Consider the following 15748-nt stretch of genomic DNA (forward strand, 5'->3'; position numbering starts at 1 on the left):
TTTAATTCAAAAGTGACGAATGCTCTATGTAACTTTTAATTTGAATTAATTGATAAAAACAAAATGTTAATATCAATACAGTAATATATAAAAACTGCTTCGTCAATAGGGTGTATAGTCCTATTTTTAATCATTTGATAGTACTATTAGACTGTTTACTGAATTTCACTTGTTGCTTATTGTCATATCATGTATGATGTTTTGGTCAATATAGGAAACACAACATACTAATCACGTAGGGAGAAGATCTAATTGTCTAACCAGTTTAATCCGCAATTCAATCAGCAAGGAGCACCATCCAGACCAGCCCCTGTTTACCCGCCTCCTGTATCATTCAAGGAGTGGATGATCAGTTTACTTCTGATGGCTATACCGGTAGTTGGACTTATTATGCTGTTTGTGTGGGCATTTAGCGGCTCGACTAATCCGAGTAAAGCTAACTATGCTAAAGCAGGCCTTCTTTGGGCAGCTATTGTAATTGTGATCTATATCATTATGGCTGTTGCTCTGTTGCCTGCCATCATAAGTTCATTGAATTCAAACAGCTACTATTGATTCTGATTACATAGCAAAATAACCTTCCGATGAATAACCTGATCATCAGAAGATCTTTAAACTAAACTGCCGATCTCGTCGGCAGTTTTATTTGATTTCTTTTCGCTTTACTCTTTTATTTTCACAGCATAACGATTCATCATCCCCGGCATCCCCTGAAAATCAAGTTTGCCATGATCGATCAACTGTTGAATCCGGTATTCCAAAAAAGTATCGCTTCTTGGCTGCGACCACTGCGATAAAGCTTGACCTATTATTTTTCCGGTGTTCACAAATTCCAGATTATCCGTTAACTGTATCCTGCTAATCATATCCAGCAAGGCCTGATCCAAATAATCCTCCGGCACATGAACAATACGGTCATTGTCCCATAATCTCAGGACACTATCTTGCTCGCTAAGCTCCAACCACTCCCGTTCGTATCGACGTCGGTCTTCCATACCCACCACATAAAGTTCATCTTCACTTCGCTTAATGAACCGTTCGATTTCTTTCGAATGCACCACGCCCATGGATAAAGGGAATGGACTCTCATTATATACATAATCATCCGGTTCCCGCTCCAAGGTATCCGTGACATTAATGACCCGAATAGGTGTAGCTCTGTTGCGCAAGAGATATAATGCAAAGCGTAATCCAACCTGCTCGTCAGCATTAGATCCACACCAGATTGTGATCGACTTATCATCCGGAATCTCACTAAGGGTAACCATCATCTGTTCAATACGCTGCTCCCAATTGGCGTAATGAAAAAACTCATAATGCATCATCCGTTCAGCCAACCAGCTGTGACGGTTTTCTTGTCCTTCTGGTGTTTCCAGCCTCCACAATGGTCCTATGGAAAACTGATCATTAAAAGTCAGCACGATACTCTCAAGCCGCAATCCTGCACCCGAAAGTCCTACCTTCATCGAGCCTGCGGCAGACTGAGAAAACAATAGATGCACATGCCTCTCCCGGGTGCGTTCATGCTCCAGGCGCTCATTTCGGCTCGTTTCCACATCATTTGCCCACTGTTTCAATAATAGGAATAGCCCATTCAGGATTTTTGTCTGATAAGGCTGCAGCCTGCTCCAGTACACTACGTACAAAACCTCTAAGTCTTCGACCCTTAAAAACCTCATCATAGTCTTCATCAAAATTCGGTTCATTATGAGCTAACAACAAATCACTACCTCCTCTTATCAAATTCAATTCAAACTTGTCTTTCGACCAGAAATATCTTTAGAATAGGCGTATAGCTATCACTTCTTACTCTACAATAAAATACCACAGATTGGTTACTCGACTGGAGGAAAAGAAATGACATCGGAGTGGCAGAGATTACAGACCAAACTGCCGGAATGGGTAGAACAAAGCCGTCATGAGTATATTCATGGCAAGGTAGCAGCATATATTCCCGAACTGTCCAAAGCACCAGCCGACGCGCTGGGTGTTGTTGTAATGAACGGTGCGGGTGAGACCGTGGTAGCCGGGGATACGGAAATCCAATTTACGATGCAAAGTATCTCAAAGGTATTTACGCTCATTCTGGCCTTGATGGATAATGGAGAGGACGTTGTCTTCTCTAAGGTGGGTATGGAGCCTACCGGAGACCGTTTTAATTCCATGCTAAAGCTAGAACTAGTTGAGCCGGGCATTCCGTTTAACCCACTGATTAACGCCGGAGCAATCGCAGTCTCCTCTCTGATTCGCGGGAACAGTCCAGAAGAGAGATTTGCCCGTGTTCTCCAATTTTTCCGCCTGCTTACCCACAATGACACATTGGAATATGATCAGGATGTCTACGATTCAGAATCAGCTACAGGCCATTTGAACCGTTCCCTTGCTTATTTTCTAATGGAAAAAGGAATTTTAAGAGGTCATGTGGAAGATGTGCTTGAAGTTTATTTCAGACATTGTGCTGTCAAATTGAACTGTACAGATTTAGCACGTATGGGACTTGTACTAGCTTACAATGGTCGAGATCCAGTGACAGGTATACCGCTGATTCCCCGCCGCTATGTACAGATCGCCAAAACATTTATGACGACATGTGGCATGTATGACGCCTCAGGGGAATTCGCCATTCAAGTCGGACTACCTGCCAAAAGCGGCGTATCAGGCAGTATTATGACGATGGTACCCGGACGATATGGCATTGGACTGGTTGGACCTTCTCTGAACCGTATGGGCAACAGTACAGCTGGTGTACACTTGCTGGAGAAGATGTCTCGGGATTTGGACTGGAGCTTGTTCTAAGTATACGAAAAAAGGGTATTCCCAGCCTTTACGGCTTATTAGGAATACCCTTTTTTGTTACGTGCCTTCTTTGTTACGAGATTTGACCGTTAATCAGTTTAATTTGAATGCGGAACGGATCAGCTACATACTTGGCGCCCTCGCGTTCTTGCACTCCATAGTCTGCTGCCTCTAAACGAGCGACAATGGCATCCAATTCCTTCTGATCTGGTACGATCAATTCAAAATAATCCAATCCGGCAGCGTGCTCAGGAGCTGGTGGGGCTCCTTCACCTGCCCATATATTCAAGCCCATATGGTGGTGGTAACCACCTGCGGAAACGAACAAGGCTGAAGAGCCATACCGACACGTAATGTCAAAGCCAAGCACATCGCAATAAAATTGCTGTGCTTTGAGCAAATTAGACACATGGAAGTGGACGTGCCCAATTACCGTTCCCTGAGGTAGTCCCTGCCAAGGTAGATTTTCGGAAATCGCAACCAAGTCTTCTACATCCACGGGATCTGTTCCCATCATGTAAAATCCATTAGCATCCTTTTTCCATTGATCACGGGGACGATCTGCATAGATTTCAATTCCGTTATTATCGGGATCATGGATATAGAGGGCTTCACTTACATCATGATCTCCCTGTCCGATTTCAATCTCATGAGCCAGTAGATTACGTAAGGACAGGCCCAGAGCTACACGGTTTGGTAGAAGAATAGCAAAATGATATAACCCGGCAGCAGATTGACGCGGCAGAATAACTACATTTTCAATATAGTTAAGGATCAGTAGCGCATGCTTCCCATCGACAGTCAATTCAGCGGTATTCGCCGTTTGACGCAGTAGCTGAAAACCAACCACCTCTGTATAAAATTGAATAGAACGCTCCAAGTTACTAACTTTTAATGAAACCTGCCCAATTTTGGTGTTGTCATGTATATGTGCTGTCATGAGATTTCCCTCTTTCTACATGGATTGGAGGACTAAAGCAATCAAAAATTACTTTTCTGTTGACTCACGACGCCCGAACAAAGAGTCCAGAGACAAGCGAGTCGTTGGTGCAAATACCAGATGAAGAGCTACCAGAATAAAAGCAATGTCCAGCTCATAGCCAGCGCCTTGACCATTCCCCATCAACCCGCCGGACAGTTTTGCTGTAAAAATGGCGCCGATCAAAACAATAACCAAAAGCCCAGATACATAACGAGTAAGCAATCCAAGAATCAATGCAATCCCGCCGACCAACTCAATCACCGCAACGACATAACCTAGAAATCCTGGAACGCCAATGCTGGCAAACCAGCCTGCTACATTACCCAACCCCATTTGGAATTTAGCAATTCCGTGTGCCAAAAACAAAATTCCCAGTGCCACCCGCATAATTGTAGAAATGTTTCTGCTTGCTGAACTCATGTTTATCTCTCCATTCTGTTTGTTTATTACACTCATACAAGTCCATATGAATAATTAATTTATATTACTAATAATTTGTTCAAAAAAATAATCCTGTCTGAATCTATGCCGCAACACATTAGTGTGAATCAAACTCGAATTATTAGTAATAGAAATAATTATTTTGTAATGTGAATTTATCATAAGAAACTGTAGTCTGTCAACAAATTATTTGGTATGATAAATATTAAATTAGTATACATTATATTTCCTTAAAGGAGGAACGTTCTATGAGTATAGGATGCAACATACGCGCTGCTCGTAAACGTAAAAATTTATCCATTCAGCAAATATGCGAACGAACCGGACTATCGCAAGGGTTTATGAGTCAAGTAGAAAATAATAAAACCTCCCCTTCCATCGCTACATTGGACAGTATCGCTAATGCGCTTAAGGTCCCTCTCGCTTTTCTGCTTCTTAAAGATGAGGAACGGATGCAAGTAATTCGCAAGGACGAGCGCCGTAAAACCTTATATGGTAAAAACAACCTCCAGGTTGATCATTTGGGAGGGCAAGGAAACGTTAAAATGATGCTGGTGGACATGCCGCCAGGCTCGTCTACAGAAGAGGAGCATGCTCATGGGGGAGATGAGATTCATTTTATCTTGGAGGGCACGGTATACGTGGAGCAAGGCGAGGATTCAGCTACCCTGGAAGCAGGAGATTCCTTTAGCTGGAGAGCAGCTATCCCCCACTATGCCAAAAATGTGGGAGATAACAACGCACGAATTCTGATCTCCGTGTTTCTCGAAGCAGATAATGACGCTTAATCGATATTTACGCAAGCACGAAGCAACAAAAGTACAAATTCCATTAAAAAAAGCGCGTACCGGAAGTATCTTTACTTCAACGATCCGCGCTTCTTATATTTTCATTTGCTATTGCTGCTCTTAACTTATTTCATCGCCTGCTGGGCATCTGTACGCGATTCCCACGGTAGCTTGAAGGTTTTCATAATTTGTTTGGTATCGGCCGGGAGTCCAGTTATCGGATCACCAGTAGTACCCAGCAGTTCTTCTTTTTTATCCGTAGTAATACGCCCATAGAAAGTGGTACTGCTGTCTCCCCATCCTGTAGTGAACTCGTAGATCAGCGGCTTATTTATTTTCGGATAAGTTCCCCACTGATTTTTGGCTTTATTCTCCAAAAAACGCCCCAGCGGGTCGTATTCCATTGTAAATTCTTTATCAAAGGGATCTCCCACATACCCTTGATAGGTGACAATCGGAAAACCGTCCTTCACTTCAACCAGACTCAGCACATCCCCGTTCACTGTAAAATACCGTAATGCTTCACCTTGGGGGAACATGTAGACACTGGACAGAAGCTCAGTGTTAGGACGGTGTGCTTCTATATAAGGATGGACAGAACTTCTGTTTATGCGGATTAACGCTTCGCGTGCTGCCACGAGATCTCCCTCATATATTTGTTCTTTTAGTTTACCGTGAATCGGAGGCTGAATCTGAATCTGTGTATTTGTCTTCTCCAACGTATAACCTAAATCAAGCGAAACATCTCTCAGAGGTATATATACTTCTTTACTTACAACTTCAAAGGTAAGTTGCTGCTGGTTCTTACGTGATCGCTCCTTAAGAACCAAGGGTTCTGCCCACTTTTGTAGCGTGACCCGCTTCTTGTTGACATCCCAGTGGTAGGTTGCACCCACAGCTTCGGCTAAAGGTTTAAGCGGAACCATGAGCTTTCCGTCGATCAATAGAGGTTTAGCCTTGCTGTCTATAGGTTGTCCGTTTATAACAATATCTATGACCTGCGTTGATTGAGACGCTATGGCACCCTGTTCAGCAGCTTCGGCAACCGCTTGATGCATTGTGGTCGAGAGTAAGGATAGCATTAACAAGGCGACAAACAATCGCTGAAATTCTGCTCGTTTTAGCTTCATCATCAGTCTCCGTTCACTTAATGAACTTGTTCATTCCTGATCTATCTTTTTTTGGCTGCGTCAATGTCTCCAGGATTCAGGCCTTCCCATATGTTCGGGATACTAACAGTCTCTGGATGCTCAAATACGAGAAACGCAGTCGGCAAATACCGCTCTCCGTATTCAGAAGAAGGCTTGTTCACAATGGCATTATCCTTGACGAGCACCGTTGAAGAACCTCCATCCAGATTAGCACCGATAACCGCTCCATGTTTAAGCAAAATATTTTGCATATCATACAAGTTGGCACCAATGCTGTACCCAGGCTGACGACCGTCGATGGTCACGAATATAATGGCCCCGTCTGCTCTTTGCCCCATTGCGGTACGGGGAGCAATTCCCCACCCCTCGCTTGCATTGCGAATCAGACCTTTCCCATTCACGATTAGGCGTGGTTGAAAAGTAACCGCTTCTTGTACATTCATTTTGGACAACTCGGACAACGAATAGTGACCGGCTATCATTTTTCCCTGTTTATCAATACCTACGATTTGAACAGAGGCATTTTTGCCCATATCATTGTAGTATATCTCGCCCTGGGAAATGACAACGCCAATCGGTTTAAAACCATTCCCATTCCAGTTGGGATCGGCAAAGCCACCGCCATTTACGCCAGCAACAGCCCCTAAACGCTCGACCATACTAGATACCCTTTCTCCCCTGCCGACCTTGGCAGGAACCCCGAGCCGAATTTTAGTGGGGTCATGAACCGTCATAACATAGCCATGATAGTTACGGCCCGATACCTCTTCCACTTCAACCAGCGGCGTTTGTTGTACTTTGGTCGGTATCAGATCAGGCAGATTGATTGTATGTCTGTCCTTCTCCTCACCCATCGCTTCAAAACGGGCCGAATATTCAGCCACACGTTTTTTCGCCTCTTCTTCACCGATAAAGTACTTCGCCCAGTGACGATGTTGGGTCGTGATCAGCGTATCCGCAGCCAAATAGCGCATGTCCTTGCCAGATGACGTTAAGAACAACCACGCACCGCCCCCTATTCCTGCTACCAGGAATACAATAAACAGTCGCAGTATAAAACGACCGAATTTTCCTTTTCGTTTCTTTTTTCTATTTTTCTGCCTGCGAGCTACTGCACGCTTTGGCAAGACTTCCGGTTTCATTCATCATCTCTCCTGTTATTGGTGACTTCTATCTTATTCATCACTATGGCCCATCAAATGATCCGTAACGATAGGCAGCGACATCTAACGACAATATCATAAACTAATTTTGTAGAATGATAGTGTCAATTTTTTAACAGATTCATCCACTCTGAAAAAAACACAGGAAAAAGTCCTCCACATGAATGTGAAGGACTGTAATTAAGGGTACTCTACGCTTTTTACGGAGCAGCCTCTGGTTCGAGCAGCATGAACAGTTCTTTCATCTGCTGTCGCTTGAGTTTGGGACTAAGCACATACAATGTATCGCCCGGTTCAATCACCGTCGTGCCTCTCGGGGCAATAATTTGCTCGTTCCGAATTATGGCTGTGAATAAAATGTCTTCAGGCAACTGTATATCCTGAATCGCTTTGCCCGCAATCGACATTCCTTTTTGTACCTGAATGTGGTTGATTTCCGAAGTGGTTTTTCCCAGAGAAACTAATTCCAGCAGTGAAGGAGATGACGTCTCGTTAGGGTCCATCAAGCCAAGCTTCACCGCTAGCCACGAAATAGTGGTACCTTGAATAATCGCAGAAGTGAGCACGACGAAAAATACAACATTAAAAAACAAGGGTCCTACATCCATCTCATCCAGTAAAGGATAGGTTGCTAGTACAATAGGTACCGCCCCCCGCAGTCCTGCCCAGGATAACAGTGTCTTCTCGCGCACAGAGTACCTGGAAAAAAGTAAGCTTAGGAATACGCCTATTGGACGAGCCACGAGCATGAGGATGAAGGAGAGCGCCAAGCTTTGCCACGCAATGCCCAGCAATTGATCGGGAAAGACCAATAGCCCGAGCAGGACAAACATCATAATCTGCACCATCCAGGCGAAACCATTGTTAAAATGGATAATGGATCGCTTGTAGGTCAAGTCGGAATTTCCCAAGACAATGGCCATGACATAAACCGCCAGCAATCCGCTTGCCTCCAGTAACGATGCCGCAGCATACGTCAAGACCGCAAATGCCAGCGCCATCACAGGATACAAACCGGATGAATCAAAATTCATTTTATTAATCGCATATACACCTATGCGTCCGAGTACAAAACCAACGACTAAACCGAAACCCATTTCCCATAAAAATAACAAGATATGTATCCAAATGGATTGCTCAGGGTGATGTATCAGCTCAATCAATGTTACCGTGAGAAATACAGCCATCGGGTCGTTACTGCCGGATTCCGCTTCGAGCGTTGAGGTAATTCGTTTTTTGATGTTTTTACCTCCTAGAACGGAAAACACGGCCGCCGCATCGGTCGATCCGACAATAGCGCCAAACAGCATGGATTCCATCCAGCTTACGCCTAAAATAAACTTGGCGCATACGCCAATGACTACGGTCGTAATGATGACCCCTAACGTTGATAATGACATTGCAGGTCGAATAACCGGCTTAACATCTGCAAACTTTGTCTGCATCCCGCCTTCAAACAAGATTACAATGAGCGCGAGTATGCCCACCAGCTGTGTGATAAAGGCATTATCAAAATAAATAAACTGACTGAGCACCATACCTACGGCAATAAACAAAACGAGCGCAGGCATACCGAAACGGCTGGAAAATTTGGTAGTCAGCACGCCGACCAGCAGCAAGCCGGACAGCAAAAGTACAATCAAATTAATAACGGTTGTCTGTTCCATACGGCTTCTCCTATCTTGAAAATAGATGTTCAATTTTTCGCCTTCTATCTATATACCCTCAAATCACACAGAATACTAATCCTAAATAAAAAATTATATAATAAAATCAAAAAATCCAGCTCATGGTTTGTGCTAAATCGCACTCCATGAGCTGGTTTTGTATATTTTTTATAAGGCTTAAGCAGAGACTTTCGTCGTGCTTTAGGCTTTAGGATGAATCATATGCGCAGGTACAACATATTGATCGAACTGTTCTTCAGTCAACAGTCCACTGCGGAGTGCCGCTTCTTTTAAGGACAGCCCTTCTGCATGTGCAAGTTTGGCGATTTTAGCGGCATTTTCATATCCGATATGTGGATTCAATGCCGTCACCAGCATCAGCGAATTATTCAAATTGTGCTCAATTTTAGCGAGATCAGGCTCGATGCCAATCGCACAGTTGTCGTTAAAAGCAATCATGGAATCGGCCAGCAAATGAACAGATTGCAAAAAATTGTAGATGATTACTGGCTTAAACACGTTCAGTTCAAAATTACCCTGACTCGCAGCAAAGCCGATAGCTGCATCATTACCCATTACTTGCGTAACGACCATCGTCAGTGCTTCACTTTGAGTCGGATTCACCTTACCTGGCATAATGGAGCTACCTGGCTCGTTAGCAGGAATCGTGATTTCGCCCAAGCCGCTACGCGGACCACTTGCCAGCCAGCGAACATCATTGGCGATTTTCATCAAATCGGCCGCGAGCGCTTTGACTGCTCCATGTACGGCCACCACTTCATCGTGGCTGGTCAGTGCATGAAATTTATTGGGTGCGGAAGTGAACGTTTTGCCAGTGAAATTGGAAATTTCCGCAGAGGTTCGGGAGCCGAACTCTGGATGAGCGTTAATTCCTGTCCCTACCGCGGTTCCGCCAATCGCCAGCTCCTTCATGTATTGCACCGTGTCAATGATAATTCGCTTGCTCTTGTCCAGCATGGCATACCAGCCGCTTATTTCCTGCCCCAGCGTCAGCGGTGTCGCATCTTGTAAATGGGTTCGTCCAATTTTTATAATATCCTTGAATTGCTCTGACTTCTGTTGAAAAGTCTCTTTCAGCTTATCAATGGCAGGCAACAAACGGTCCTCAACTGCAATGACACCCGCTACATGAAGCGCCGTAGGAAACGTATCATTTGAGCTTTGCGACATGTTTACATCATCATTGGGATGCAGCTTCGTATCTTTTCCCTGCTCTTGTAACCATTGGCTTCCCAGATGAGCAATCACTTCATTTACATTCATATTGGACTGCGTACCGCTTCCTGTCTGCCATACAACCAACGGGAAATGGTCATCAACCCGCCCTGCGAGAATTTCGTCCGCTGCATAAATAATGGCGTCCTGCTTCTCCTGTGATAGCTTACCCAGCTTATAGTTACTGATCGCCGCGCTTTTTTTAAGCACCGCGAACGCCTGTATAACCTCTAATGGCATTTTCTCCGAGCCAATCGGGAAATTTTCCTTGCTGCGCTGTGTTTGCGCTCCCCACAGACGGTCTGCCGGTACCTTGATTTCGCCCAACGTATCCTTTTCGATGCGGTAGTTCAACTCATTTCCTCCTCTTGGCCTATGTAATTCAGACAAAATATGGTGCTCTCTCTTGCCTATTATACATTAAATTTCAAATGTTATCATTTATTTTGCAAGCGCTTTTTTACGATGCGGCCAGAGGAGGCGAAAGGAAATTTAATTTACAAGCATGGCTACTAGGTTCAACTAATGGTGATATTGCTTTTGCCATGGACTTCTTTTCTGCCCAGTAGCTTGTTCAGCGCATCGATGTAAGCTTTGGCGCTAGCTTCCAAAATATCAGTACTTGTGCCTCTTCCCAGAGCTGTGTACTCACCTTGCCTCAAAATAGCGTGTACCTCCCCCAACGCATCTTTGCCATATGTTACAGATTGAATTGAATAATCCTCCAACTCCACCTCTTCACCACTGGCCTTGTCTATAGCATGGAAAATCGCATCTACAGAACCGTTCCCCATTGCTACTTCATCAATTGCTGTCCCATCTTGTTTACTCAACCGAATGGATGCGACTGGAACCGACTGATTGCCATAAGACACCTGAATGGAATCCAGTGTGTACATTTGAGGTGAGGCATTGCGGCTTTCGTCCATCAGGACGTGCAAATCTTCATCTAGCACCTGTTTTTTCTTATCCGTCAAGGCCTTGAATTTGCGGAACGCCTCTTGCAGTTGTTCCTCCGTCAAAGCATCAAACCCCATGTCCGCCAGTTTTTCTTTAAATGCATGTCGACCCGAGTGCTTGCCCAACACAAGTTTACTCGTCTTCAGCCCAATACGCTCAGGGGACACGATTTCATACGTTGTACGCTCTTTAAGCATTCCGTCCTGGTGTATACCGGACTCGTGAGCAAACGCATTGGCTCCAACAATGGCCTTGTTTCCCGGTACCGACATCCCCGTACGTTTGCTCACCAGACGACTGGTGGCATACAGCTCCTCCAAAACCAGACTCGTTTGTGCACCATAAAGCTCGGTTCTGGTATCAAGGGCCAGTGCAACTTCCTCGATAGGTGTATTTCCGGCTCGCTCACCGATTCCATTGATGGTACCTTCAAATTGATCTACACCATTACGGATGGCCGCCAGCGTGTTAGCTGTTGCCATGCCAAGATCATCATGACAATGTGTGCTGAGTTGTATTTTTTCGATACCGGGCACTTGTTGCTTTACAATTCTAAACATTTCACCGAACTGATCCGGCGAGGCATATCCCACCGTATCCGGTAAATTTACGACCGTCGCTCCAGCACGAATCGCCATATCCACGACTTCACAAATAAAGTCCAGCTCGGTACGACTGGCGTCCTCTGCTGAAAATTCTACCTTGCTGAAATACTTGCGTCCATAACGAATGGCAGCAGCAGCGGTCTCTAATACTTTCGCTTTATCCATTCGCAGCTTATGTTGGCGGTGAATGGGTGAGGTAGCCAGGAACAAATGAAGACAGGTATCCTCAGCTCCTCGTAGCGCCTCTCTGACTGCATCAATATCCTGTTCTTTCGAGCGTGCAAAACCAACCAGTGTTGCTTGGGTAACCTGTTTGGCAATCTCCTGCATGCTGATAATCTCACCAGGCGAGGTTGCTGGAAAGCCGGTCTCAATCCGATCTACGCCTAATTTTTGCAGCTGAAGAGCAATTTCCACCTTTTCTGTGCTGGTTAAGCTAACTCCTGGTGATTGCTCTCCATCTCTTAACGTTGTGTCCAACACCCATATTTTGCGCATACAGATACCACCTTTGGTTTGATTTTAGGAGATGCTCAAGTAAAAGGTTCAAAGATCATTATATTCATCTGATCATCTGATGTTTAAGGATAAAAAAATTATGAACTTCCCATATGCTTTTGCAGCTCCAGCTTGGTGCCGTCCAAATGTTGAATGCTATAAAGTTCGGCAGCCTTGCCATCCTGATCCCGGATTGCTTCATATATTTTTTCGTGCTGCAGAGTAAAATGATTTTGCATCGCTGGATCGGTAATGAGATTGTTCAATGCCTTGCGAATGGCCTCTACAAAGCTGCCATATACGTCTGTAAGCACCTTATTGCGTGTAGCTCCGGCAACAGCCAAGTGAAAAGTGATATCCGCATCTAGGTACCCAGTCAAATCTCCAGCGGCCAAAGTTGCAGCACGACGGTCCAACGCCGCACGCATTAAGCGTAAATCCTCGTCATTACGACGTAATGCAGCCAATCTGGCAATCTCTAGTTCCAACACACTCCGCACTTCATAAACCTCAATAATTTCAGCACGGCTTAGACGGTAATCCAATGGCTCTTGAGAAGTCGTCGGTTGGCAGACAAAAGTTCCGTGTCCTTGCTTTTTCTCTAATAGACCGGCATGCACCAGAACGCTAACCGCTTCACGTACTGTAGATCGCCCGACTCCGAATAGCTTCATGAGCTCAGGCTCGGTTGGAATCTTAGTGCCCACATTCCATTCACCAGCAGCAATTTTTCGTTGCAGCTGTTCAGCCACTTCATCGGCGATTTGCTTGCGTTTGACGGCTTGAAAAGGAAAATTCATCTGATCATCTCCTGTTTCGTATCATACTACGACTGCTTGTCATTCTGCAACCTTTTTCGTCCTCCTTCCCCATTGGTCCTTACCTATGCTTACATACCCAAATAAAGCCTGCACCGTTGGACACGATGCAGGCCTATAAGGATAAATTTAAATGTTAGGATTTCGATTTATTAGGTGTAATACAATACAAACGACTGGTTGCTTCAAAAATATGGCCTGGAGCCAGTGCAATCAATCCGATCTCCTCCGCTGGTAGGTCCGGACGATTCGGTGCATTGATCATGTTCATTTGCGGCTCAGGACAGATGAATTCCTTGTTCGCTTTGTTATTCCAGATCATCCAATGCTTATAAGCTGTGCCTACATCGTATACGAGGGTAGCACCTGTCTTACTGTGTGTCAGTTCCATGTAGTTGCGTCCATTTTGCGGAGCTGCCGTGTAATGATTATCCATAGAGGCAAAATAAGGACTAACTCCCGTCGTCTTAAGCAGTTCCTCTTCCGGAGATAAAGGCTGGAACTGACCTGTGGCCAACAACCGTTCCGTCAGCTCACGACGCTCACCGATTGTGACCTTAATCTTGTAATCCTCAGGCGAGCTATCGGGTACGAACGGAACGCGAATCGCTGTGTGAAAGGCAAATAAGTTGGGGATCGGTTGATCGCCCTCGTTATGGATCACATAACGCTGATGCAGGCCAAATTCGTCCAGGCTGTAGGTTAACTTCATGGTAAAGGTGAAGGGTAAATAGCGGAACATGGGATGTCCTTCCCTTACATGCTGATTCATTACCACATAGCTACCTTGCTCCCCAGAACCGTAGTCCTCAACCTCCCACCGAACAGTGTGTAAAAAGCCGTGCAGATGGTTGTGGGTCGCCTCTTCATTTATCGGCAGCTCATATGTAACACCATTCCACAGGAATTTTCCATCCTCATACCGATTCGGAGGGAACAGGAAAGGAATTCCGTAAACGGACGGGCTTTGCTTAAAAGCCTCTATGCTCTCAGCATCTGGCTCACGCAGAAAAGAATATCCCGTTTCATTGTCACGAAAAGAAATCAGATTTGCGCCGTTTCCCGGCAGGGCAACTGCTTCATATCGTCCAAATTTAAGACGAATCGCCGGTATTCCATAATAAAGATCACCAATTGCAGCATGTTGTTGTGTCATCAAAAAATCCTCCTTGATGAAATGACGATGTTTAATGAAAGCGTTTAGCTTTTGGCTTGACTATACCATGCTGAGCAAAAAAATTCCACGTCCACACAAAAAACGATGCCCCGCAAGGCATCGTCCTTCACACATTACTACACATAACGGCCCTGTTTGGGTACAGCCATGTGCTCAAAATCTCCCGCCAGTCGCTCCAGCTGATCTGTCAGCTCAGCACCATGCATGTAATGACCATGTCCTGTGACTGCAATCTCAGGCTTTAACTTGGCCAGCATTTCCACCGAACGCTGCGCAGCTTGCCAATCTGTCGTAAAATACGCAGGAGGCCCATGTATTTCTTTTTCCTGTAAAATAACGGCCAGTGCCGATTCCTGTTTCACCGTAATAAAAGCGTCACCGGCCACCATTAACCTTCTTCGCTCATGAAAAAGCGATACATGACCAGGTGTATGTCCTGGCGTATGCAGCCACTTCCAACCAGGGGCACCGGGGACACTGCCATCTAGGGGCAGTGATGTGATGCGATCATCGAGATCTATAGCATCATTAGGGTATAAGAAGGAAATGCCCGACATTAAACCTCCCCCTACACTAGGGTCAGGTTTTTGATAATCCTTCATTCCCGTCAAATAAGGTAATTCCAAAGGATGTGCATAAACAGGTGTACCCCAATGCTGTACCAACTCAATAACCGAACCTACATGATCAAAATGACCATGTGTAAGCACAATAGCGATCGGAGGGCCAGTGAACCGTTCCTCTGCCAGGCGTATAATCGAGTCTGTAAATCCTGTCATCCCCGTATCCACCAGCACCCAGGAACGGCTTCCCGGCTCCCCAATAAAACACATATTTACAAACAGCGTCCGTAAGCTCAGGAGATCGGGAGCAGCCTCTTCATTTGCCGTCATTCCTTCGGTGAACAGATGATTTGCCAAAGCTTCACCCTCCTATTCACATGGAATTTCCTGTTAACATCGACCTTTAGGCTTCCCCCATGTCAGCAGATTATGCGGACACTGCTAAATATAATCCGCTTGTCACGAAAATAGACCATGTTTACATTACTCGGGTAATTTGCTCCATGCCGTATCTAGCAAATAGTCGAACAAATCATCGTTCTCTTCAATCCAGCTATCCATTTGCAGCATCTCTTCCTCCACCCGTGGCTCTCCCGCAAAATGGAGACTGTAATCCCATTCCTTTCCCCTTTTGCTGTGGAATGTGATTTCATATACAGAACTCTGTCCCTCTACTTTAAATACCACTTGGCCCAGATAAGCACCATTCTCATCTTTTGTCATTTGTGCCTGTTGAATATGTACTTCTTTCACTTCCTGAGGTGAATTTTGCTCTGTCATTCATCTATCCGCCCTTTCATTTTCACTAAATAGTACCAAAACTGATTTGTGAACCTTTTCGTTACATTGTACAATATATAAGCTATGTGTGGAATTTGCAAAAAAACTGTGCAAGTTACCCAA

General features: G+C 45.0%; 16 protein-coding genes. 3 read left to right on the forward strand and 13 right to left on the reverse strand.

Going from position 1 to position 15748, the window contains the following annotated elements; all coding sequences use genetic code 11:
* Positions 1-252 precede the first annotated feature (252 nt).
* Complete coding sequence (locus tag NLX78_RS03270) at positions 253-555, forward strand: hypothetical protein (RefSeq protein WP_069289635.1); 303 nt, start codon at positions 253-255, stop codon at positions 553-555.
* A 107-nt stretch (positions 556-662) separates the two neighbouring features.
* Here NLX78_RS03270 and NLX78_RS03275 read toward each other — a convergent pair whose 3' ends face one another.
* Together NLX78_RS03275 and NLX78_RS03280 are read right to left on the reverse strand one after the other, a co-directional pair.
* Complete coding sequence (locus NLX78_RS03275; protein ID WP_254349598.1) at positions 663-1577, reverse strand: DUF1835 domain-containing protein; 915 nt, start codon at positions 1575-1577, stop codon at positions 663-665.
* On the reverse strand, positions 1558-1722 hold the full coding sequence (locus NLX78_RS03280; RefSeq protein WP_254349599.1) for a hypothetical protein: 165 nt from the start codon (positions 1720-1722) through the stop codon (positions 1558-1560). The genes NLX78_RS03275 and NLX78_RS03280 overlap by 20 nt, the downstream gene beginning before the upstream one ends.
* Positions 1723-1857: 135 nt before the next feature.
* On the opposite strand from NLX78_RS03280, the gene glsA reads away from it, so the two are divergent.
* Positions 1858-2796 (forward strand): glutaminase A, encoded by a 939-nt coding sequence (gene glsA, locus NLX78_RS03285; protein ID WP_061828299.1) that lies wholly within the window; start codon positions 1858-1860, stop codon positions 2794-2796.
* A 73-nt stretch (positions 2797-2869) separates the two neighbouring features.
* On the opposite strand, the gene NLX78_RS03290 is transcribed toward glsA, so the two are convergent.
* Complete coding sequence (locus tag NLX78_RS03290; RefSeq protein ID WP_254349600.1) at positions 2870-3736, reverse strand: VOC family protein; 867 nt, start codon at positions 3734-3736, stop codon at positions 2870-2872.
* A 48-nt stretch (positions 3737-3784) separates the two neighbouring features.
* Complete coding sequence (locus NLX78_RS03295; protein WP_061828297.1) at positions 3785-4198, reverse strand: DoxX family protein; 414 nt, start codon at positions 4196-4198, stop codon at positions 3785-3787.
* Positions 4199-4467: 269 nt separating this feature from the next.
* Between NLX78_RS03295 and NLX78_RS03300 the strand changes: the two genes are divergently transcribed.
* A complete protein-coding gene (locus tag NLX78_RS03300) occupies positions 4468-5007 on the forward strand; it encodes a helix-turn-helix domain-containing protein (RefSeq protein WP_061828296.1) in 540 nt (179 codons plus the stop codon).
* A 125-nt stretch (positions 5008-5132) separates the two neighbouring features.
* Here the strand turns inward: NLX78_RS03300 and NLX78_RS03305 are convergent, their stop codons facing one another.
* The 9 genes from NLX78_RS03305 to NLX78_RS03345 all read right to left on the reverse strand — a co-directional run bounded on the left by NLX78_RS03305 (position 5133) and on the right by NLX78_RS03345 (position 15625).
* Positions 5133-6140 (reverse strand): stalk domain-containing protein, encoded by a 1008-nt coding sequence (locus NLX78_RS03305; protein WP_254349601.1) that lies wholly within the window; start codon positions 6138-6140, stop codon positions 5133-5135.
* 38 nt (positions 6141-6178) lie between these two features.
* Positions 6179-7300, reverse strand: a complete 1122-nt coding sequence (locus NLX78_RS03310; RefSeq protein ID WP_254349602.1) for a phosphodiester glycosidase family protein — start codon at positions 7298-7300, stop codon at positions 6179-6181.
* 221 nt (positions 7301-7521) lie between these two features.
* Entirely contained in the window at positions 7522-8988 is a 1467-nt protein-coding gene (locus NLX78_RS03315) for a potassium/proton antiporter (RefSeq protein ID WP_061828294.1), read from the reverse strand.
* 201 nt (positions 8989-9189) lie between these two features.
* Positions 9190-10578: a class II fumarate hydratase gene (gene fumC / locus NLX78_RS03320; protein ID WP_254349603.1), complete on the reverse strand. Its 1389-nt coding sequence runs from the start codon at positions 10576-10578 to the stop codon at positions 9190-9192.
* A gap of 164 nt (positions 10579-10742) precedes the next feature.
* Positions 10743-12287 carry a 2-isopropylmalate synthase gene (locus tag NLX78_RS03325; protein WP_254349604.1) on the reverse strand — a complete coding sequence of 515 codons (1545 nt, stop codon included), beginning with the start codon at positions 12285-12287 and terminating at the stop codon, positions 10743-10745.
* A gap of 98 nt (positions 12288-12385) precedes the next feature.
* On the reverse strand, positions 12386-13087 hold the full coding sequence (locus NLX78_RS03330; protein WP_061828291.1) for a FadR/GntR family transcriptional regulator: 702 nt from the start codon (positions 13085-13087) through the stop codon (positions 12386-12388).
* Positions 13088-13241: 154 nt separating this feature from the next.
* A complete protein-coding gene (locus tag NLX78_RS03335; protein WP_013310435.1) occupies positions 13242-14261 on the reverse strand; it encodes an aldose 1-epimerase in 1020 nt (339 codons plus the stop codon).
* A gap of 137 nt (positions 14262-14398) precedes the next feature.
* On the reverse strand, positions 14399-15202 hold the full coding sequence (locus NLX78_RS03340; protein WP_254349605.1) for an MBL fold metallo-hydrolase: 804 nt from the start codon (positions 15200-15202) through the stop codon (positions 14399-14401).
* Positions 15203-15328: 126 nt separating this feature from the next.
* Entirely contained in the window at positions 15329-15625 is a 297-nt protein-coding gene (locus tag NLX78_RS03345; RefSeq protein WP_061828288.1) for a hypothetical protein, read from the reverse strand.
* Between the last annotated feature and the right edge of the window lie 123 nt (positions 15626-15748).

The sequence above is a fragment of the Paenibacillus sp. Lou8.1 genome (assembly GCF_024213565.1).
Taxonomy (GTDB): Bacteria; Bacillota; Bacilli; order Paenibacillales; family Paenibacillaceae; genus Paenibacillus; species Paenibacillus polymyxa_B.

Bases quoted from the DNA above. Each gene is read 5' to 3' on its own strand.
- NLX78_RS03310 (WP_254349602.1), bottom strand. From the start codon at position 7,300: ATGAAACCGGAAGTCTTGCCAAAGCGTGCAGTAGCTCGCAGGCAGAAA.
- NLX78_RS03330 (WP_061828291.1), bottom strand. From the start codon at position 13,087: ATGAATTTTCCTTTTCAAGCCGTCAAACGCAAGCAAATCGCCGATGAA.
- NLX78_RS03335 (WP_013310435.1), bottom strand. From the start codon at position 14,261: ATGACACAACAACATGCTGCAATTGGTGATCTTTATTATGGAATACCG.
- NLX78_RS03345 (WP_061828288.1), bottom strand. From the start codon at position 15,625: ATGACAGAGCAAAATTCACCTCAGGAAGTGAAAGAAGTACATATTCAA.
- NLX78_RS03300 (WP_061828296.1), top strand. From the start codon at position 4,468: ATGAGTATAGGATGCAACATACGCGCTGCTCGTAAACGTAAAAATTTA.
- NLX78_RS03305 (WP_254349601.1), bottom strand. From the start codon at position 6,140: ATGATGAAGCTAAAACGAGCAGAATTTCAGCGATTGTTTGTCGCCTTG.
- NLX78_RS03325 (WP_254349604.1), bottom strand. From the start codon at position 12,287: ATGCGCAAAATATGGGTGTTGGACACAACGTTAAGAGATGGAGAGCAA.
- glsA (WP_061828299.1), top strand. From the start codon at position 1,858: ATGACATCGGAGTGGCAGAGATTACAGACCAAACTGCCGGAATGGGTA.
- NLX78_RS03290 (WP_254349600.1), bottom strand. From the start codon at position 3,736: ATGACAGCACATATACATGACAACACCAAAATTGGGCAGGTTTCATTA.
- NLX78_RS03315 (WP_061828294.1), bottom strand. From the start codon at position 8,988: ATGGAACAGACAACCGTTATTAATTTGATTGTACTTTTGCTGTCCGGC.
- NLX78_RS03295 (WP_061828297.1), bottom strand. From the start codon at position 4,198: ATGAGTTCAGCAAGCAGAAACATTTCTACAATTATGCGGGTGGCACTG.